The sequence below is a fragment of the Erythrobacter insulae genome (genome assembly GCF_007004095.1).
Taxonomy (GTDB): Bacteria; Pseudomonadota; Alphaproteobacteria; order Sphingomonadales; family Sphingomonadaceae; genus Erythrobacter; species Erythrobacter insulae.
Map to the genome: position 1 here is coordinate 710024 of NZ_VHJK01000001.1, position 20531 is coordinate 730554.

A 20531-nucleotide genomic window follows, 5' to 3' on the forward strand; every position below is an offset into this window, starting at 1 on the left:
TTCGGAGCGCCTAACGCGGCTGGTTGCTCTGCAAAAACCGTCCGAGCCATTCACCGTAAGGCGGCGCGGCATGAAGAGCCGCTTGCGCCTTTGCTTCAAATGCCGAGCGAGACTGGTGGGCTGCCCCGCTGCCCTCTGCCGATGCCAGCGGGGTCAACCCGCCGCCAATGCCAAGAGCGGCCAGCAATGCGGATAATTCCTGATTTGCGAATGGCAATTCTTCTGCAAAGGGGATTCGGCCACGGCGGGATGACTGATCCAACAAGCGTTCTAAATGAGCCGATTGTTTGCGCGCGCCGAACCGTTTGACAGCCGCCGGCGCGGCATAGTGAAGGCCCAATACGTCTCGCACGCCGGCAGCCATCAAGCCAGCCCGGCGATTATATTCGGCGCGTTCCCGTGGATCGATGACTTGGCCCGGCAGCATCTCTAGCAAAAGTTCCAATTGCCGGTGCGCCAAATCGAGATTGAGAAAGCCAAGCGGCTCAAACTGGGCCGTAGCATCGCCAAGCGCCGCAACATTACCGACCCATGGCTCGCGAACCGCACCAGGATTGAGGGATACGCTATCAGCAGGTGGCTGACCAAGCATCTCGATAATCTGCTGATCTGAAACGCCGTCTGGAAGCGCCAGCATCAACTGCAATGCGTCCCTACCAGCCAATTCATTCAACCAGCCATATTGCGGCAGTGAAACACGATCTTCCAAAGACAGTACCGGCTTCACGGGTTGCGCAAATGCAAGTTGGCGAATGGGCAGATATTCTCGCCAATCGTCGCGTTTTATAGGCGCGGTACCTGACAGGAGCATGGCCGACGGGCCGGTACAATCGACAAAGAAATCAGCCTCAATCGCACCCGTACCGTCGATTGTCAGAGCAGAAAGCCCACCCTGTCCATCCGGCACCGTGCCAGAGATCTCTCCCGAAACATGGCGAACACCTGCAGCACTGGCCATTTCAATAATGACATCACGATAAGCGGTCGGGTTCCAGCGAAGCCCATAATCAATTTCGCGCAGCGGCGTTGGCGGTTCGGCGGGTAAGATCGCGAAACGCCCTCTGCCCGATAATACTTCCGCCACCGATCCGGCGAACTGCGCATTCGACTGGCCTTCGGTCCCGCTTCTTGATCCGCCACCCCATTCCTGCGCGAAACGAGTCTTCAAAGACGCATCATTCGACAGCCCGTAAGGCATGGCGCCATGCTGCAAAGTTCCAGCGCTATCCTGACCGCCCCATCCGATGTAGCGCAGAACCAGCCGGTGGCAGCCACCAGCGCGCAGCAATAACACCGCTTCCTGTAATCCGAGCCGGTCATGAAACCGATTGGTAAAAGGCAGCGCAGTGGGCGAACGGTCAGCCAGCGCGCCATTATCGAACGGCGTGCCGATGATGATGACTTCCGCAAACGGAAGCGCTTGTTTGATAGCCAAAGCCGCCAACGATCCTAGCTGCCCGTCTCCTGCCACCACGATACGTTTCAATGGCGCGCGGGGAACGCTCATAGTGGATCTGCCATGCGCGCGGCCTGCTGATTCAGATAGTCAGTATGACCTGGCATTCCGACGACAATTTCACCAATCGCCTTCTGCAATTGTGTCAGCGCGCCCGCGACCTGTTCCGGCTTAGGCAAAGCCGCACGCGGATCGTGGTGCTGCGGCAAAACACCTTGCCCCAGATATACCGCGATCCAGCTGGCATCGTAAAACAGGCCATCGGAATATTTCTCTATCCGTCCGGCATCGCGCCACAGCTCCATTTTCCCCGCCAGGCTGTCCGGCAATTCCATCGTCCGGACATGGTTCCAGAATTCGGAATCGTCACGCGTTGTCGCGTTATAATGGAGGATCAAGAAATCGCGGACGCGGTCATATTCCATATCGACGAGCCGGTTGAATTCATCACGGTCGCGCGGGTCGATCTGCCGCCCGCTTGGGAACAGTTCTATCAGATAGGTAATCGCCATCTGCGCCAGATAGATCGACGTCGATTCCAATGGTTCCAAGAACCCGCTGGCCAAGCCTACACCGATGACATTGTGGCTCCAGCTTTTCTTGCGCCTGCCCGGCCGGAATCGCAGAACTCTAGGGTCCGCCAGCTGTGTTCCCTCAGCCACTTTCGCGATTGTGTTGCACGCTTCATCTTCTGAAATGAAACTGCTGGCAAAAACATAACCATTGCCGATCCGGTGTTGCAAAGGAATGCGCCAGCGCCAGCCAGCCGGCATTGCAGTTGCCGTCGTATAGGGCGCAATTTCATCGGACGTGTGGGAACATGGCATGGCTGCGGCACGGTCACAGGGTAACCAGTGAGTCCAATCCTCCCATTCTTCATCCAACGCATCGCCGAGCAAAAGCGACCGGAAACCGGAGCAATCAACGAATAGATCGCCTTCAATCCGCTCGCCAGATTCCATAATCAGCGCCGACACATCCCCTGTCTCGCTATCACGCTGTACTTCGGTAACGCGCCCTTCAGTACGATCGACGCCATTGGCCATTCCGAAATCGCGCATGAAGGGTCCAAAAAGTGTGGCGTCGAATTGGTAGGCGTATCCATATGACGAAGCGAGGCTGGTATCCTGTGCCGGCGGAGTAAAACGATTTGCCTGCGCAGCTTGTACAGCCAGAGAATATTCCCCGATTGCCCCCGCCATGCCCTGCCGTTGCAGCTCCAGCCAATAGTGGTGGAAAGCGACGCCGTTCACCTCTTCCCCAAAACTGCCAAAGGGATGGATATAAGAGGTTCCGATGCTGCCGAAATCGCGGAAATCAATGCCGAGCTTATACGTCGCATGCGTGGCTTTCATAAAAGCCGCTTCGTCGATCCCTAGCCGTTCTACAAAGCCGCGGATGTGGGGAAGCGTAGCCTCCCCTACACCGACAATGCCGATATCTTCGCTCTCGATAAGATGGACGTTAGCCAGACCGGGAAGCAATTTTGCCAAGCCTGCAGCTGTCATCCAGCCTGCGGTACCGCCCCCAAGGACGACCACACGCATTGGCTTAGGCTTAGGCTCATCTGTCCTCATCGGCTGCAGCTTAACCGCAAACGTGCGATGAATACCATGCTGGACTGCCCCTGCGGATCACCCCTTCATGTCCTCTAGTTCAAGCCCTTTGGTTTCATGGACGAGTTTCCAAACAAACAAGACCGAGATCGCGGCACTGATTGCGTAGAATCCGTATGCGCCGGTTAGTCCAATCGATGCGAGCATGATCGGGAATGTCATGGTGATCCCGAAATTCGCAGTCCATTGTGCGAAACCGCTTACCGCCAAGCCCGATCCCCGGATCTGGTTAGGGAACATCTCACCAAGCATGACCCACATCACTGGCCCCCAGCTAAAGTTGAAGAACGCCACATAGGCATTCGCAGAAACCAGCGCGATCACACCGGCACTGTCCGACAGGACCAAAGAGCCGTCAACGATTGAACCGCTTTGAAAAGCAAATGCCATCGCCGCCAAGGTGACCGCCATACCCACCGAACCCACCAGCAACAAAGGCTTGCGTCCGATCCGATCGATCAATGCAATTGCGGCCAAACACGCGGCAATCGAGATCGACCCGCTCAGGATATTGATTTTCAGCGCGTCGCTTTCGCTAAAGCCGACAGCTTGCCAGAGAACAGCGCCATAATAGAAAACAACATTGATACCGACCAGTTGCTGGAACACTGCCAGCCCGATACCCGTCCATACAATTGGGCGGATTTTCCCACTGTGGCGATCAAGCAGATCCGAAAGCCTTGGCGCGTGATCAGCCGCAATCGATGTTTTGATTTCAGCGACTTTGCGCTCCGCAAATCCGGTGCCGAACAAACGGCCCAAAACCTTCTGGGCATCCTCATTGCGCTCCTTTGCAACAAGGTAACGCGGGCTCTCCGGGATGAAGAACAAAGCCACCAAGAAAATTGTCGCAGGGATAAGTTCCATCCAGAACATCCACCGCCATGCCTCAAACCCCATCCACAGCGCGTTGGTTGATGCACCTGCAAACTCTGCGAGCAAATAATTGGAAAGGAACGCCACCGTCAGACCGATAATAATCATGATCTGTTGCAGGCTAGACAAACGCCCGCGCAAATGGGCAGGCGTTACTTCACTGATGTAGGCTGGTGCCAGAACGCTTGCAGCCCCGACGGCCAAGCCGCCAATAACGCGGTAGACTACGAACTCGGCAGACGAGCCAGCAATGCCCGAACCGTATGCACTTACGATAAAGAACAGCGCCGCCAATAACAGCGTGCGCTTCCGGCCAAGAATGTCCGCCAGACGCCCTGCCAAAAACGCACCAACTGCACAGCCGAGCAGCATCGAGGCAACGTTAAAACCGGTTCCAACATCGTCCGAATCAAACGCGATGCGCAGCCCATCAACGGTGCCATTGATTACCCCGCTATCAAATCCGAACAGAAACCCGCCCAGCGTCGCCACAGCGACAATCGCCGTGATCAGCGCCATATTAGCACTTTGTTGTTGATCCATCTCGCCCTCCCAAACGCGTCGATCATCGCCGTACGCGCCCATTTATGGTAGCGCTACCTATCTGCAAGTTTTATGACTTGGCAAGCGATATCGCGAATGATCCGCCAACAGCGCATTATTCCAATACACATTGGCACAAAGCCGGTGGTGTCGCGCAAATACCGACAGTTAGTGCGCGGTTCAGGGGTTATAGCTTCAAATTGATCAATTCTAACAAGCTAGATAAATGCTTTAGAAACAACCGGACTTCCCTGACAACCCAAACATTGCTGTGGTTACCAGCCGCACTTCAAATTGCGCGGCTGGAGAGGATCGATATCGGCGATCACTCCTCAGAGGCCGCAAAACTTTGTACAGAGTAGGCATCAGCACCGGATACCACCTGGAATCGGACAAAATCCGATCCGGTTGATCCCTTTTTTAACGATCGAGAAAATGGTGAGCCCTGCTGGGTTCGAACCAGCGACCTACTGATTAAAAGTCAGTTGCTCTACCGACTGAGCTAAGGGCCCCCAAAGGGTTGCTGCTGCGCTGCGGCGCAATGCATGCTTGACGCAGAACTCTGCGTCAATCGGAGCGCCCACCTAGTCAGGGCGTAGCCACGGGTCAAGCGTTACAAGGCAATAAGATCAACGAAATTTTCATGTCGCCTAACTGTCAGAGTGTGCGGCGGTCCAATGTGCGACAATTTCTCGGTTGCTCGGCGCAGCCTCGCGGGCTTTGGTCAACAATTGACGCGCTTCTGCTTTGGCGCTGCCTTGCTGCCATAGAGCCCAACCCAAAGTGTCGAGTATTTGCGCACTTTGCGGCGCCTGCTTCAGCGCGCGCCGGGCGAGGATGATGGCCGCATCATAATCTCCCAGCTGCGATTTTACCGCCGCTGCATTGTTAAGCAATGCGGGATCATTCTTGCCTCGGCCAGAGACAAGCGGCGCGTAAATCGAATCGGCTGTTTGCCAATCGCCTGCCCGAATCGCCTTGCCAGCCGCCAGCATTGTTTCGGACAGATTGGGCGCAGCACCGTGTTTTGCGATCAATTTGCGAACTTTGGAAGATTCGCTTGGGCCGGTTTTCTCCGCCAATCGCAATGCGAGCAGCAACAGGCCACCATCAGCCTGCGGATGATCGACCACCGGAGCAATGGTTTTCCAGCCATTCTTAAATTCGCCCTGCTCCGCATAACTGTTGGCCAGCACACGTTGAGCCATCAGGTCGCTAGGGTGATCCTCGGCATATTCTTCCAGCGCGACAATCGCGGCGCCATGCTGTCCGCGTGCCGCATCGATAAACCCGCGCAACCGTGCAAAGGCAGGCTCGGAAGAAACGGCAGGCGGGACCGTTTCGATCAATTCAAATGCCCGCTGTGGATCACCGTCATTAAATGACATTTGAGCAAGGAACAGAACGCCAATCGGGTGCGTCGTATCGCTGCCGCCGGTTTTCTGAATCCATGCCGCCGCGGTATCATTATCGCCGCGATCCCTTGCGATGGCGGCCAAGCCGAGCATTGCCGTCTGCTGTGCCGGGTTCACTTTCAGAACAGTGTCGAAATGCTGTTTGGCGTCATCAAGCCGGCGATTGGACAGCGCGATCTGTCCTGCAAGCAAGTGCGCCTGAGGCACAGTCGGCGTTACGGACAGGACCGGTGTAAGCCGTTCGAGCGCCGCTTTCGTGCGGGCCCCCGCGAGCAGCCGCTCCGCCGCGATCGTAACAAGGCGTGGATCATCAGGGAATTTGGCGAGGCCTTCGTCAAGCTGCCGTGAGGCGGCCGGCAAATCGCCTTTTGCCATCGCGATACCGATCGCTGCCGTATAGGCCATCGGGACATCAAATTCGAGCGCCTCCAACGCATCATCGGCAGCGCCCGTATAGTTGCCCAGCAAATAAGCCTCAGCAAGTTTTGCTTTGGCGAGGCTATTCGCATTCGGGCCGCGCACAACAGCCTCATACTCGGTAACAGCGCGATCGGCATTTCCGAGCGCAATCGCCAGATCACCAGCGAACAGTCGCAAATCTGAATTGCCAGGGTCTTGTTTCAAAGCAGTGTTGACGTGTTCGAGCGCGATGCGCGGTGCCCCGTCTGCCAATGCTGCATGCGCCGCCGCGATCGGATCGGCAGGTACTGTGTCGCATCCCGTCAAAAACGTGCTCGCAGCCAAAGCAAGCGCGGCAGCGGGAAACAATGTGCGAACGAAGGATGGCCGGTTTTTGATCATGGGCGTGGCGTATAATCCAAGATGCTTAACAGCCCGTTCCTGCCCATTAACCGTCAGGAATTCTTACATAACTGACAAAGCCCAGATAGGCGTTAACCGTTAACTTACGCGGTTTTACTGGGTTTTCAGCTGTTTGGCATGGCCATTGCTTAACTCTTCCCGACGGGAGCTTGCCGGTAGGTCGGCTCGTATCGGACAGAAAATGAGACCTAGACGATCGGGGAATGACAATGACCAAGCTTTACAAAACTGCAGCGATTGCACTGGCAGCCGGCACGATGGCTGCTGCTGCGCCCGCATCGGCAGCAATTTTCGAATATGAAATGAATGATGGCGATATCCTTACCATCGACACCGAAGCCCAAACGGGCAGCTGGGTCGGAGATGATATCAATGTCAGCTTTAACAGCGCAGAGTTTGCCAGTTTCGAAGGCGGTGCTTCGCCGAGCTTCTCTTTCACATTGACTGACATGACGGGATTTCGCACCATCAACGGCGTTGATTATGATCCCACAACACAGAACGGCACAAGTTTTCACCCATGGATGATGAAAACCACTTCGACTGGTGCGATCAACCTTTGGTCATGGTGGGGCGATCCGGTGATCGCGGGCGATTATGTTCGCGGCATCGCTGATTACCGCGTCGTCGATGTTCCGGCACCTGGTATAGTTGGACTGCTCGCTCTTGCTCTTGCAGCGCTCGGCTTTGGTCGCCGCCGCCGCAAGATCAAAGGCGCTGTTGCTGCGGCATAAGCCCGCCCAATAGAAAATCGAAAAACGCCCGGGCGCCCATGCGCATCCGGGCGTTTTTGGTGTCTGATGCAGTTCAGATCCGCGCTGCGAGCTGGCGTATGCTCAGACCACCAATCGGATCGCGCCAGTCGGCGGCAATGCGATTTGCAGGGATGAGCACAAAGTCGCGATGACGATAATCCTGATGCGGAATTTCAAGGGCGCTGCCGCTCCAGACGCCGCCACTCCACAGCACGATATCGACATCAAGCACCCGGTCGCCCCAGCGCCGGCCCCGCCTGCGTCCAAACTCACGCTCCATCCGTTTTGCTGCGGCCAGCAAAGCCATGGGATCATATTCACTTTCCAGAACGGCCGCAGCATTGGCGAACCGCCGCTGCGCTGCGCCCATGGGCGGAGTGCGGAAAATTTCTGATCTCTTGAGCACCGTGCCCAGCGCCGACAATTCTTCCATCGCCGCGCGCACCACATCGCGGGGGCGGCCATAGGCGTGGTGCCTGCGGTTGGAACCAAGCGCGATCAGATAGCGGCTGCTCAAATGTCTTCTGCAATCCGGCCATAGAGTTGCGGCCGGCGATCACGGAAGAAACCCATGCCCGCCCGGTGCTTTGCCGCAGAGGCGAGATCGAGTGTCGCGACCAAAATGCCTTCCTCGCTCGCGCCGAATTCCTCTCGCATGTCGCCCCATTCGTCACAGATGAAAGAGTGGCCGTAAAAACTCTGCTCGCCCTCTGCCCCTTCGACGCCGATCCGGTTGCTAGCGATCACGGGCATACAGTTTGAAACAGCATGGCCAATCATGGCGCGCCGCCACATCCGGCTGGTGTCGAGATCTGCGTCATAAGGTTCTGATCCGATTGCCGTGGGATACAGCAGCATTTCTGCCCCTCTAAGTGCCATAACGCGCGCGCACTCGGGGTACCATTGATCCCAGCAAATGCCGACACCGATCCGAACAGTTTGACCGTTGTCGCCGGGTACGTCCCACACTTTGAAACCATCATTGCCCGGCCGGAAATAGAATTTTTCTTCATATCCCGGCCCATCGGGAATGTGGCTTTTCCGGTATGTGCCCATGATCGCGCCGTCGGGTCCGATCATCGCCAGTGTGTTGTAATAATGATGCCCGTCACGCTCAAAGAAACTGGTCGGGATTGTCACTTTCAACCGCGCGGCGAGCGCCTGCATCGCTATGACGCTGGGGTGTTCGGCAGTCGGACGTGCCAGCGCAAATAACGCTTCGTCTTCGACACGGCAAAAATACGGTCCGGAAAACAGCTCCGGCGGCAGGACAACTTTTGCGCCTTTCGCCGCGGCCTGTTCGACCAGCGCGCCAACCGCGGCGATGTTCGCCGTATCGTGTTCGAGATTCAGCGCAAGCTGCAGGGCGGCGACAGTCAGAGTGTTCATGCCGCCGCCCTCTAAACTTAGTCTGCTTTCTTGAACAGCAGAGTCATCCGGTCACTCTCGCCAATCGCGAGATATTCGTCGCGCTTGGGATCATCCTGGCCGGTTGCGAGCACCGGCGGCAATGTCCAAACGCCGCGCTCCCAATTCGCGGGGTCCTTGGGGTTGGCATTGATTTCGCTTGTCCCGGCAAGCTCAAAACCGTTGGCTGCGAAAATAGCCACGACATCCTGCTGGCGCATATATCCGCGCTGCTGCGCGCCATATTCATCGTAGCTGGCACCGTCCGGCGCGCGGTGCTGAACCACGCCGACCATACCATCATCTTTCAACATCCGGCGTGCGGCTTTCAAGATATCATCGGCATTGTTGCCAATATTCAGGCCGTGCATCGAACGAAAGATAACCACACGGTCAACTGTGCCAGCCATCTCATCAGGCATTTCGTCCGCTTCAAACGCGGTCACGTCATCCGGCTTAACGCCCATCGCTTCGGCAAGGCCGCTTTTGAATGCTTCGGTCCAGCCTTTGGCGCGCGCTTCCTGAGCGCGGTTGCGATATTGGCGGCCATCGCTGTCCTGATTAAAAGCGACATATTTACCAGCAGGCATCAAATAAGGCGCGAGAACGCGGGTATACCACCCACCTCCTGGCCCGTATTCCGCAACTGTCATTGTCGGTTCAATCTGAAAAAATGCGAGCGTTTCAGCCGGATTGCGAAATTGATCGCGCGGTTGGTCATTGGCGCGCGTTTCGGCCGCCAAAACGTCTTCAATCGCGGGCGCAGCGGCGTGATCATCAGCCAGCGCAGGGGCCGTGACAGCAAGAGCGGCACCGGCAATGGCAGCGAATGATGCGTGATAAAGTGGTTTCATGGATAGGGGTCCTCTCATCTGAAACAATGTGACCCGCACTCCTGACGCAGAAGCGCGGATATGACAAGCCGAAGGGTAGAAGGGCTGGCAAATCCGATACGTGATCTTATGTCCTCCATCGAACAGGAGATCGAAAACATGGAACAGGCAATCATTGCAGGCGGGTGCTTTTGGTGCACCGAAGCGGTGTTCAAAGACGTGATCGGCGTGACTGACGTGGAAAGCGGCTATATCGGCGGCGAAAAACCGAACCCGACTTATAAAGAGGTTTGCACCGGAACGACCGGCCATGCCGAGGGCATCCGCGTAACCTTCGACCCCGAGCAGATCACTTTGCCAGAAATTTATGACGTATTTCTCGGGACACATGATCCAACCCAGCTGAACCGTCAGGGCGGCGATGTCGGCACCCAATACCGCTCCGCGATATTCCCGCTTTCCGCCGAACAAGGTGAGGAAGCCGAAGCCGCGATTGGTCGCTGGAATGCAGAAAACGGCAAAATGGCCGTGACCACAATCGAAGGATTAGATGGCGGCGCACAAGGCAAGGAATGGTATCCGGCAGAAGATTACCATCAGGAATATTGGGAAGGCGAAGGCCAACGCAATCCCTATTGTCTCGCCGTGATCCCGCCAAAGATCATGAAGCTGCGCAAGAGCTTTCAGAAATATGTAAAGACCTGATTGCTCAGGCGTTTTTAAGGATGATGTAGGCAAGGAACAACATTCCCCCGACCTGAGTAATCTTCATTAGGCCAGAGGAAGCCATGGAGAAGCGCACCTCGCCTTTCTCGGGTGCTGCGACAGGGTATCGCACTGAAACCGGCTCACCGACACTCAGACTGCGAAGAGGGTGGCTGACCTTTTTGATCAGCTGCAATTCTCCACTTACCGTGGTGAACTCGACTGTATAACGCTTAAAATCCTCGCCGAAACCGCTGTCTTCCGAGACTACACGACCTGACGAATACGTCATTTCGCTCGATGTGAAATCGCTAAAAAAGCCTTCAAAGGCAAAATAGATCGCCGCGGCAAGCAAGCAAGCCAGCAACACCAGATCGAATGTCCCGAGACTGGCAAATTTCTCTGCCCAATCGATCGGATCAGATGCGGATGTAGATTGAAAGCGTACGTCCATCAAATTCGGTTTAATCGCAAAAAATCAATGCGATCTTAACGCTGTCCGCAGCCTCGATACCTCACAATTTACGCCAACGCCCGATAAAGAACCCGTCCAGACCGCCCGCTTCGGCAAGCATACCGGGATGAGTGCGGAGCCAGCCCTCTTTTGTGGGCTGTAATCCTGCGGGCAGTTCCTCGGCGGTGATCGGCACCGGTTCGAGATCAAATGTTTCGTCGATCCAGCGCGCCTGATCTTCGCCCTCTTCGAATTCGAGCGAGCAGACCGCGTAAACAAAGGTTGCGCCGCTGGGGAGCCAGCTGACCGCTTGGTGGATCAGCGATTGCTGGATTTCCGTCATCTCGCCAATAGCACGCGGCCCGATCCGGTGCAGCACATCAGGGTGACGGCGGCACGTGCCGGTCGCGGTACACGGTGCATCCAGAAGGATGGCATCGAACTGTTTGGCAGGGTGATAGGTGAGCGCATCGGCCTTCACCACTTCGGCTTCGATATGCGTGCGTTTCAGATTTTCGCGCAGCATCTCCAACCGTTTGCCGCTAATGTCCAGCGCGGTCACGTTCCAGCCCCGCGCGGCCAGCGACAGCGTTTTTCCGCCCGGCGCAGCGCAAAGATCAAGCGCGCGTTTTCCTTCGCCATTGCCAAGCAAGCGAGGGGGAAGCTGCGCAGCAAGATCTTGCACCCACCATGCGCCTTCGGCAAAGCCCGGCATCTTCTCAATCGGCGTTCCGCGCGGCAGGCGGATGTGACCGTCAGCCAGGCTAATCCCGCCCATTTCGAGCGCGCGCGCTTCGGTCTCTTCAGCGTTTTTCAGCGCCAGATCAACTTCGGGCGGATCGATCAGACCCGGCGCAATCGTTTCAGCCCGGTTGCCCCAGCGGGTAAGCACAGCATCGCTTAATGTCGGAACATCGGGCAGCGTGACTTCGCGCTTCATAAGGGTCGAGAAAACCCCGTGTGCCAGCCTGCGCGGACCACCGGTGAGCAGCGGCAGGCATGTCGCGATGACAGCATGGGGCGGCGTACCGAGGCGCAATGCCTGCGCCAGCATCAACCGCAGCACACTGCGCGGCTTTGCATCATCGGGCAGGCGTTTTTTGGTCGCGCTGTCGATCAACAGATCAAGATCGGTCAGCCAGCGCAAACTTTCGCCGATAATGGCGCGCGCCAAAGCGCGGTCAGCTGGACCATCAACGCCCTTAAGCGCAGCGGCCTCGGCCTGTTCGAGTGTTTCGCCGCGGCGCATGACAGCGTCGAGCGATTTAAGCGCAGCGCGGCGCGCGGGGAATCCTGGTGCAGTGGGCATGTGCGATGCTCATAGAGATATTGAAACCAAGCGCCAGCCCGCGCGTTGATGATCCGACATGACCAAACAAAAATCACACGCCGCGAAGAATTTCAAGAAACCTGCGCATTGGACAAATGATCCACCGCCGCAGCCCAAGGCGGTAGACCCGCTAAAGGATGAACCGCGCGAACTGTCGCCCACACGCTATGGCGACTGGGAACGCGAAGGAATCGCTTGGGATTTCTAGAGGCTTAGTTTTCTAAGCCTTGGGATTTATAGTGGTAGGGATTTTCAGATTCTTTTGAATTCGATTTTCAACCCGTCTTTGGGCTGAGGAATTGGCCATTCCTGCCAATCGGGCGCGTAACCTGGCGCTGCTTCGATGCGGTAACGCTGCAGTATTTGCGCCAGCAGAACTTTCACTTGCATATAGGCAAAATGCAGCCCGAGGCACATATGTGCGCCGCCGCCGAATGGTACCCATGCGTATTTATGCCGCGCTTTCACATTCTCTGGCGTGAAACGCATCGGGTCAAAGGTGAATGGATTGTCCCAATATTCCTCTGAATGGTGCGTCCAATATACATTTATGCCCACCATGGTGCCCTGCGGAATGGTGTAGCCATCGAATTCGAATTGCTTAAGCGCACGGCGAGGCATCGAAGGCACCGGCGGCACCATCCGAAGCGATTCCTTGAACGCCATTTCCGTCAGCTCAAGCTTGCCCAGATCGGCATAATCAAGCGCCCTCGGTGTGCCTGAACCGTCAGGACCACCGGTCACTGCAAAGATTTCCTCGCGCAGTTTCTCCTGCCACACAGGATTGGTCGCGAGATGATAGATAAGCGAGGTTGCGCTCGACGTGATCGTGTCGTGTGCCGCCATCATCAAGAAATTCATATGGTCGACCACTTCGTCAACCGGCAACAGTGATCCATCATCACGAGTCGCGGTGGCAAACTGGCTGAACATATCCTGCCCCCCGCCTTCGGCGCGGCGGCGATGGGTTTCTTTGGTGAAGTATTCGATCAAATATGCCCGGCCATCGACGCCTTTTTTCATCTTGGTAAAAGGCAGCGGGCTGCGAACCGGCGCGACGGAGGCCTGCACCATATCGACAAAGGCGACATTTATTTTGTCGGCTTCTGGCCCCCATGGAATGCCGATGAAGCTGTCTGCCGCGAGATCGAGCGTGAGCTTTTTGATCGCAGGATAGAATTGCATCGGGCCTTCCCAGCTGGCGACTTCCCGCGCTATTCCGCTGTTCAGCGCACCTGAGTAATGACGCATGGGTTCCGGTTTGAACGCAATAGAAAGCGCTCGCCGGTCAATCCGGTGATGGTCGAAATCCATCAACATCAATCCGCGCGGAAATAATTGATCAAGGATCGGTCCCCAACCCTGCTCACTGGAAAAAATCTTGTCTTTGTTAAACAGCAAAAGCTCATTGGCTTCAGCCCCGATCAGCGCGACTTGCCAGCCACCAAAGGCGCGATTTTTATAAACCTTGCCATAGGTGTCGAGCATTCGCCGGGCAAAACCATGCGGATCGGCGAGCATGCGAAACGTGTTGCCAACCATTGGCCAACCGGCTTCGCCTGGGATATGCGCCAAATCAGCTTCAGTCAGACGACCTTCAGACCAATGGGTTGGCGATTTTCGTTCAGCAAACGCTTGATCGGGTGTTTCTGCCAAAGTTGCCATCGGTTACGGATTCCCTTTTGGTGCTCGAAATAGGTACTGATTTGCTACTTACCTTGACGTCAGTAACTACGCAAATCAAATCCAGCCGGATAGCTCTCGCCGTATCATCGTATCGAGCATCTGAATGCCGCTTTGCGAAACATTCAGGCAATCCAGCACGGCATAATCCTCGCCGCCTGCCTCAACGAATTCATCGCGCCCTTCCAAAGCAAGCTCTTCCAATGTCTCTACGCAGTCAGCGGCAAAGCCCGGCGCTGCAACGACCAATCGTTTCGTGCCCTTTTCGCCCTCGGCAATCAATGTGTCATCGGTCGCCGGTTCAAGCCATTGTGCAGGTCCAAAACGGGATTGGAACGTCGTTTCAAAACGTACGCCTGAAAACTCGGGCCTTACTTCAAGCTGTTCTCGCACAAGACGCGCAGTTTTATGACAATGACAGTGATACGGATCGCCTTTTTCCAGCGTCCGCTCGGGCATGCCGTGAAAACTCAACAGCATCACCTCGGGTTTGAAGGAAAGCATCGCAATCTGGCGCGACAAATCATCGGCAAGCGCGGTAATGTAGGCCTCATCATCATGATATGGCGGTACGAAACGAAGCGCGGGTTGCCAGCGCATTTCACCCAAAACACGCGCCACTTCGTCAAAAACCGTTGCTGTCGTCGCGGCGCAATATTGTGGATACATTGGCGCGATCAAAATGCGGTCACAGCCTTTCGCCGTCAGCTCGCCAAGGCGTTGCTCTATCGAGGGCGAGCCATAGCGCATCGCATAATCGACAATGACATTTTCACCCAGATCACCGGCAATCGCCTCTGCCTGGCTCGCCGTGATATCCGCCAGCGGCGATCCACGGTCAGTCCAGATTTTGGTATAGGCTTCGCTGCTTTTCTTAGGGCGCGTGTTCAAAATGATCCCGCGCAAGATCGGTTGCCAAGCGATTTTCGGAATTTCGATCACGCGTGGATCGGAAAGAAACTGTTTGAGGTATTTCTTCACCGATTTGGGATCGGGGCCATCAGGCGTGCCAAGATTGACCAGCAAAACGCCGATTGTCCCGCTTTTTACGGGCGGGTGGTCATTAGGGAGGCGTTGGGGTTGCCAGGTCATAAGGGGGATAACGCCTCAGAGGCGTTCTATATCCTTCGCATTTTATTTCGTTGTCTCGCGAACGAGAACAGCAAAGTTTAGATCCCGCCTGAAAGTAGGGGCAGTCGCCGCAATCGCAAGCCTGTGGCCGAAAACAATGCATTGGCAATGGCAGGGGGCGCGATAACCGCACCCAATTCCCCAGGATCGGCAGGTGCCGCCGCGCTGGCGATGAATTGAACGTCGATTTCGGGGCAATCGGCCAGCATCGGCAAGCCCAGATCAGCGTAATCGAAACTTTCGGGCAGACCAGCCCGAAATGGGATCGCATTGCCCAGCGCAGTACCGATCCCGAAGATCAAGCCCCCTTCGATCTGCTGCCGTGCAATATCCGGATTGATGACCCGGCCAATATCCACCGCGACAGACAACCGCTCTACCCGCACGCCGCCTTCGCCCTGACGCGCCGTGGCGACACATGCGATGCGCCCACCTGTGGCAGGATCGCCAATTCGGTAACAGGCAAGACCTTGGCCGCTTTGATCGATACCTCCGCCCCAATCCGCCATTTTCGCCGCGAGCTGAAGACACGCCGCCAAACGGATGTCATCCCCCAACATCGACATTCTGTAAGACAGGGGTTCACGGTCGGACTCCCGCGCAATCTCATCGACAAAACTTTCGATTGCGAAGGCTGTGTAGGTGTTCGCGTTTCCCCGGACCCGGCCGACAGGCAGGCCGATTTCGGTCGGGATATGATCCACCACCATGCTTGGTAAACGGTAGGCCGGAACAGCACCCTCGCAGGCGAGCGCGTCCTTTTTTCCAGTGCTTTCGCGAATGGCGGCTGAAGGCGTAAGATTGCCGAAAAAACGCTCCCCAAATTCATGCATCACAGGCGGGCAGGCAATGCGAACCCGCATCGCATCAACATTGCCCCCGCCGGCATCGGACAATTGCGCACCCATCAGAACATAGGCAGGGCTGCGGGGCCGCGCCATGACCATTTCGTCCCTGCGCGACCAGGTCAGTTGCACTGGTCGGCCCAATTCTTTGGCAATTACCGCAATTTCAACTGCGTGATCATGTTCAAGCCGTGCATCAAAGCTGCCCCCGGCCGGGATCGGATAGAGCGCCACATTCTCCGGCGCGATGCCAATCGCAGCTGCCGCTGCCATGCGGGCCTGTTCCGGAGCTTGACTGGCAATCCACAATTCCAATTGGCCATCCTGATAGCGTGCGGCGGCAGTTGCAGTTTCCAACGGGGCCGCGGGCGCAGGTTCGATCTCATAGCGCCGCGCCAGATCAACCCGCGTCATCGCGCCCTCGCCAAAACCGGTTTCTGCGATACGAAACGAACCGCCGCTGTCTACTGCGGCATTCAAACGCTCGGCAATTTCGTCACTTGAAACGGGAAACGCCGCCTTGAATTGCGGCTTCATCGCGTCGATTGCCTTTTCGGCGCTCCACCAAGTGGTAGCCGCGACAGCCAGCCATTTCTTTGATTTTACCGCGCCTACAATTCCGGCGATTCCATCGGCACCTGTTGCATCGAAACCTGTCAGTTCAGCACCATCATTCGGGCCATGCCGGATTGCAGCGAAAACCATGCCTGGCAATCGGATGTCTCCTGCAAACTGGTATGATCCATCGACTTTTGATGGCAAATCAATCCGGGGGTAGTCAGGCAGGGTATCAGCGTAAGCGGACGTAGGAGCGGGCCGCAGTGCCGGCGTTTCCGGGCGCAAGGGCGGCGGATCGGGCGGGTCGCGCGTCGCCGCACCGGCAGCGAGTTCTCCGAAAGTGGCGCTCTTTTCACCAAGTGAGACAATACCGTTTGCGACTACACATTCTTCCCATGATGCATCCCACCGCGAGGCCGCCTCCTGCGCAAGAACAGCCCGCGCAGCCGCGGCAGCTTGCCTGCATGGCTCTTCATAGGCCGCAATCGCGGTGCCTTCAGCGGTCGCAGAAAAACGGGCAGAACGCGCAAAACGTTCAGTTTGCATCGTGTCTGTCATATCGCTCAAACCCGCTGCAAACGGATCCCACAGCGCCATCCACTTTCGTGCGAGGGGGATGTTGGGATAGGCACCTGAAATCGGCGCAGGCTCGATCGCGATCTGGCGCCAGTCCGCACCCAGTTCCTGAGCGATGATTTGCGGCAGCAACGTTGTGATGCCTTGCCCCATTTCCAATTGCGGAACGGCGACTGTTATCACCCCGTCCTCTGCGATTTTCAGCCACGCATCAAAGACATGTTCGCCGCGCGCCGGGGTAAGCGGACTGGGATAGGAGCGCGGCATCAGATACCATGCTACCAACAAGCCGCCGCCAGCGGCAGCCCCTGTTATCAATCCCCGCCGCGTGATCTGCATGGGCTCAGTATTCCTCGCCGTTCACCCATGCGGCAATGCGCTGAGCGATGGCATTAAAAGGCACTGCGCCTTCGCCATCAGAGGCCGCCGGCGGTTTGCCTGAGTCGCCGCTGATGCGCGTTTCCAGTCTTAAAGGCACCCGCCCAAGGAACGGGATCTCAAGCGCAGTCGCGAATTTTTCGACGCCGCCCTGGCCGAACGGATCGCTCATCTCTCCGCAATGCGGGCATTCATATCCGGCCATGTTCTCGACCAGCCCGATAATCGGAACCTCGCCCTGTTCAAACAATTGTCCTGCGCGCGCTGCATCAATAAGAGCGAGGTCTTGCGGGGTAGACACCAGCACCGCTCCATCGGGCTTGCTATCGGCCATCATCGAAAGCTGCACATCGCCCGTGCCCGGAGGCAGATCGATAAGCAGCAGATCGGTATCGCCCCAATCCGCGTCTACCAATTGCCCGAGAGCTTTGCCGGCCATTGGCCCGCGCCAAGCGAGCGCTTTGCCCGGCGCAACTATATGCCCCATCGACAGAACTTTAACCCCGTGGGGACTTTGCAGCGCGACAAGTTTATCGCCGCGGGCTTCGGGTTTCTGGCCTTCGGTTGCGAGCAATTTGGGCTGAGACGGACCGTAGATATCGCCGTCAATCACGCCGACCTTGTGCCCAAGGCGGGCCAGCGCCACAGCGAGATTGGTGGTCAGAGTGGATTTGCCGACACCGCCTTTGCCCGAACCGATTGCAATAATGCGCGTCCGCTTGCGATCAGCGACCAACGCGACACGCACCTCTTCGATGCCGTCGATATTTTTCAGAGCGTTGCGATAGGCCACCTCGAGCACTTCGCGTTCTTCAGGCCGCATATCCCCGGCATCCGCGACGATAATCGCACGCCCATTGGCGAGCCGTGCAGACTGCACACGTCGTTCGATGTTATCAGGCATTGCGGCGCGCAACCGCGCGTCAATCGCTTCTGGAGTTTCAGCTTTTGTCATTGCAAAAGGCCTTTAACATCAAAATCACTGCCTAACCCCTGTTTTTCGCCAGAATGCGTTCCTATAAGGGAGTTATGCAGATTTTTAATCGGTTGAAAGAGCGCTTTGGATCGTCCGCACAAGGACTTGCCATGGCTGGAAAGAATCCCTGGGGCGGTCCGGGCAAGAATGGCGATGGCGAATCGTCTTCTGGAGACAAGCCGGGCGGGAGCGGTCAGGATGGCCCCCGCAACCCTTGGCTTCCGGGAGGAGGCTCGGGCGACGGCAAACGCCGTTCCGCCAGCATCGAGGATATCTTCAAGAATCGCGGGCCGGAAGGTCCAAACCGCGGTGGCAGCGGCGGCGGTCCAAACTTTCGTATGCCAGAGCGCCCAGGTGGAGGCAGCTGGCTGCCGGTCATTATCGGCGGCGTCGTTCTGATTGGCCTCGCGTTGACGAGTTTGCATCTGGTCGAGCCAAAAGAAAAAGCGATTGTCAAAACTCTCGGCAGTTACAGCCGCACGCTTGATTCAGGCCTTCACTTCACGTTCCCTTACCCAATCGAAACGGTTGATATCGAGGACGTCGAAGGCGTTCGTGCGGTGAATATCCCGTCGTCAGGCGAAAGCGCGAAACTGATCCTGACCGGCGATCAGAACCTCGTCGATCTCAGTTACATCGTCCGCTGGCGCATCAACAATCTGGCGGATTTCAAATTCCAGCTGGCTGAGCCGATCGAAACAGTTAACGAAGTCGCCGAAGCCGCCATGCGCGCGTCGGTTGCGGAAAAAACGCTGGACGCCACCTTTACCGGCGCAGGCCGCGCTGAAATCCAGCTGGCCGTGCGCGAACGGATGCAGGAAACTCTCGACGCATATCGCGCGGGGATCCAGGTGGTAGGTGTCGAAATCGCCAAGGCCGACCCGCCAAGCGAAGTCGTTGACGCGTTCCGGGACGTTTCGGTTGCAGAACAAAACGCCGACGCCGCCCGCAACCTGGCGCGTGGTTACGCGCAGCAGACCATTGCAGGCGCGGAAGGTGAGGCCGAAGCGTTTGAAAAAGTCTACGAACAATATCGGCTTGCGCCGGGGGTCACGCGCCAACGTCTTTATTACGAGACAATGGAGCGTGTGCTAGCGCAGACAGACAAGACTATTGTCGAGGCAGAAGGGGTCACACCGTACCTGCCGCTGCCTGAATTGCGCCGCCGGGCCACACCGCCCGCACCCATCACCGCGCAGGCACAACCAACCGAGCAGGGGCAATAATCATGGAAGCTCTCTGGAATAGTTATCGCTGGATAATCATCGCCATTGCCCTTGTCATCGTGGGCACATTGATGAGCGTCTATGTTGTCAATGAAGAAGAACAGGTCGTGGTCATCCGAACGGGTGAGCCGGTCTATGTTGCAAATCGCCCCGGCAGCGACTGGGGCGCAGGACCGTATCTGCGCATTCCGTTTATCGACACATTGCGCGTCGTAGAAAAGCGCGTGCTCGATCTGGAAATGACAGATGAAGAAGTGCTGTCAAACGATCAGCAGCGTTTGCTGGTCAACGCCTATGCGCGCTTCCGCATTGTCGATCCGATCCGCATGGTTGAACGTGCGGGCACGACCGATGGCGTTCGCGTTGCGCTTGAGCCGATCTTGAATTCGGCCGTGCGTCAGGAACTGGGCCGCCGGACTTTTGCAGCAATGCTGACCGCCGAACGCGGCAATGCTCTTGCCAATGTGCGCGCCAATATCGACCGTGAAGCGCGCCAGTATGGTGCCGAGGTTATCGACGTGCAGATCAAACGCACCGACCTTCCCGAAGGTCGTCCGCTGGAATCCGCTTTCCAACGAATGGAATCGGATCGCGAACGTGAAGCCCGGACGATTCGTGCACAGGGCACCCGCGATGCGCGGATCATTCGCGCTGAAGCCGATGCGGAAGCTGCGCGTATCTTTGCTCTGGCGTTTGGCAAAGATGCCAATTTCTACGACTTTTACCGCGCCATGCAGAGCTACGAACAAAGCTTTGCCAAAGGCGAAGGTCGCGGAGCAAGCTCGATCATTCTATCGCCTCAGAACGAATATCTGCGGCAGTTCCGCGGGCAACGTTAGACGGCTTTGCCGACGAACGGCTTATCTGATGCTACCGACTACAAATGTGTTCAATCGCGGTTAAGTGCCGTTGGGCTCAATTGGAACGCGTAGTTAGGAATAAGCCC

At 56.8% G+C, this 20531-nt stretch carries 18 protein-coding genes and 1 tRNA gene; 5 read left to right on the plus strand and 14 right to left on the minus strand.

The features are described from left to right. Nucleotides 1-10: 10 nt before the first annotated feature. From FGU71_RS03400 to FGU71_RS03420, 5 genes are all read right to left on the minus strand, one after another. The gene (locus FGU71_RS03400) at nucleotides 11-1507 is read right to left on the minus strand and encodes a tryptophan 7-halogenase (protein WP_142787255.1); all 1497 of its coding nucleotides are present in this window, start codon (nucleotides 1505-1507) and stop codon (nucleotides 11-13) included. After that, nucleotides 1504-3033 carry a tryptophan halogenase family protein gene (locus FGU71_RS03405; protein WP_142787256.1) on the minus strand — a complete coding sequence of 510 codons (1530 nt, stop codon included), beginning with the start codon at nucleotides 3031-3033 and terminating at the stop codon, nucleotides 1504-1506. Before FGU71_RS03405 ends, FGU71_RS03400 begins: the two co-directional genes overlap by 4 nt. Nucleotides 3034-3090: 57 nt before the next feature. Next, on the minus strand, nucleotides 3091-4491 hold the full coding sequence (locus FGU71_RS03410) for a sugar porter family MFS transporter (RefSeq protein WP_142788960.1): 1401 nt from the start codon (nucleotides 4489-4491) through the stop codon (nucleotides 3091-3093). 436 nt (nucleotides 4492-4927) lie between these two features. Then, nucleotides 4928-5003, minus strand: a tRNA-Lys gene (locus FGU71_RS03415). 138 nt (nucleotides 5004-5141) lie between these two features. Then, the gene (locus tag FGU71_RS03420) at nucleotides 5142-6707 is read right to left on the minus strand and encodes a tetratricopeptide repeat protein (RefSeq protein ID WP_142787257.1); all 1566 of its coding nucleotides are present in this window, start codon (nucleotides 6705-6707) and stop codon (nucleotides 5142-5144) included. A 230-nt stretch (nucleotides 6708-6937) separates the two neighbouring features. Between FGU71_RS03420 and FGU71_RS03425 the strand changes: the two genes are divergently transcribed. After that, the gene (locus FGU71_RS03425) at nucleotides 6938-7462 is read left to right on the plus strand and encodes a PEP-CTERM sorting domain-containing protein (RefSeq protein ID WP_185960188.1); all 525 of its coding nucleotides are present in this window, start codon (nucleotides 6938-6940) and stop codon (nucleotides 7460-7462) included. A gap of 73 nt (nucleotides 7463-7535) precedes the next feature. Here FGU71_RS03425 and folK read toward each other — a convergent pair whose 3' ends face one another. Genes folK through FGU71_RS03440 form a run of 3 tightly spaced genes read right to left on the minus strand, consistent with a single transcriptional unit; the run spans nucleotide 7536 to nucleotide 9744 of the window. After that, on the minus strand, nucleotides 7536-8000 hold the full coding sequence (gene folK, locus FGU71_RS03430) for a 2-amino-4-hydroxy-6-hydroxymethyldihydropteridine diphosphokinase (protein WP_142787259.1): 465 nt from the start codon (nucleotides 7998-8000) through the stop codon (nucleotides 7536-7538). After that, on the minus strand, nucleotides 7997-8872 hold the full coding sequence (aguB, locus tag FGU71_RS03435; RefSeq protein WP_142787260.1) for an N-carbamoylputrescine amidase: 876 nt from the start codon (nucleotides 8870-8872) through the stop codon (nucleotides 7997-7999). The genes folK and aguB overlap by 4 nt, the downstream gene beginning before the upstream one ends. A gap of 17 nt (nucleotides 8873-8889) precedes the next feature. Further along, nucleotides 8890-9744, minus strand: coding sequence for a class I SAM-dependent methyltransferase (locus FGU71_RS03440; protein ID WP_142787261.1), 855 nt, complete (start codon nucleotides 9742-9744; stop codon nucleotides 8890-8892). A 138-nt stretch (nucleotides 9745-9882) separates the two neighbouring features. Here FGU71_RS03440 and msrA point away from each other — a divergent pair, with 138 nt between their 5' ends. Then, nucleotides 9883-10428, plus strand: coding sequence for a peptide-methionine (S)-S-oxide reductase MsrA (msrA, locus tag FGU71_RS03445; protein ID WP_142788961.1), 546 nt, complete (start codon nucleotides 9883-9885; stop codon nucleotides 10426-10428). A 4-nt stretch (nucleotides 10429-10432) separates the two neighbouring features. Here the strand turns inward: msrA and FGU71_RS03450 are convergent, their stop codons facing one another. Together FGU71_RS03450 and FGU71_RS03455 are read right to left on the minus strand one after the other, a co-directional pair. Beyond that, the gene (locus FGU71_RS03450) at nucleotides 10433-10882 is read right to left on the minus strand and encodes a DUF3592 domain-containing protein (RefSeq protein WP_142787262.1); all 450 of its coding nucleotides are present in this window, start codon (nucleotides 10880-10882) and stop codon (nucleotides 10433-10435) included. 61 nt (nucleotides 10883-10943) lie between these two features. Then, a complete protein-coding gene (locus FGU71_RS03455) occupies nucleotides 10944-12191 on the minus strand; it encodes an RsmB/NOP family class I SAM-dependent RNA methyltransferase (protein ID WP_142787263.1) in 1248 nt (415 codons plus the stop codon). 58 nt (nucleotides 12192-12249) lie between these two features. Here FGU71_RS03455 and FGU71_RS03460 point away from each other — a divergent pair, with 58 nt between their 5' ends. Further along, nucleotides 12250-12420, plus strand: a complete 171-nt coding sequence (locus FGU71_RS03460) for a DUF1674 domain-containing protein (RefSeq protein ID WP_142787264.1) — start codon at nucleotides 12250-12252, stop codon at nucleotides 12418-12420. Between the two features lie 44 nt (nucleotides 12421-12464). Here the strand turns inward: FGU71_RS03460 and FGU71_RS03465 are convergent, their stop codons facing one another. The 4 genes from FGU71_RS03465 to FGU71_RS03480 form a co-directional block, all read right to left on the minus strand. Next, on the minus strand, nucleotides 12465-13877 hold the full coding sequence (locus FGU71_RS03465; RefSeq protein WP_142787265.1) for a cytochrome P450: 1413 nt from the start codon (nucleotides 13875-13877) through the stop codon (nucleotides 12465-12467). Between the two features lie 75 nt (nucleotides 13878-13952). Then, complete coding sequence (gene hemH / locus FGU71_RS03470; RefSeq protein WP_142787266.1) at nucleotides 13953-14987, minus strand: ferrochelatase; 1035 nt, start codon at nucleotides 14985-14987, stop codon at nucleotides 13953-13955. Between the two features lie 77 nt (nucleotides 14988-15064). Further along, entirely contained in the window at nucleotides 15065-17344 is a 2280-nt protein-coding gene (locus FGU71_RS03475) for a molybdopterin cofactor-binding domain-containing protein (protein ID WP_142787267.1), read from the minus strand. Between the two features lie 4 nt (nucleotides 17345-17348). Then, on the minus strand, nucleotides 17349-18338 hold the full coding sequence (locus tag FGU71_RS03480; protein WP_234035626.1) for an Mrp/NBP35 family ATP-binding protein: 990 nt from the start codon (nucleotides 18336-18338) through the stop codon (nucleotides 17349-17351). A 131-nt stretch (nucleotides 18339-18469) separates the two neighbouring features. Between FGU71_RS03480 and hflK the strand changes: the two genes are divergently transcribed. Both hflK and hflC read left to right on the plus strand, forming a co-directional pair. Then, nucleotides 18470-19585, plus strand: coding sequence for a protease modulator HflK (gene hflK / locus FGU71_RS03485; RefSeq protein WP_142787268.1), 1116 nt, complete (start codon nucleotides 18470-18472; stop codon nucleotides 19583-19585). Between the two features lie 2 nt (nucleotides 19586-19587). Further along, nucleotides 19588-20424 carry a protease modulator HflC gene (hflC, locus tag FGU71_RS03490; RefSeq protein WP_142787269.1) on the plus strand — a complete coding sequence of 279 codons (837 nt, stop codon included), beginning with the start codon at nucleotides 19588-19590 and terminating at the stop codon, nucleotides 20422-20424. Nucleotides 20425-20531: the final 107 nt, after the last annotated feature.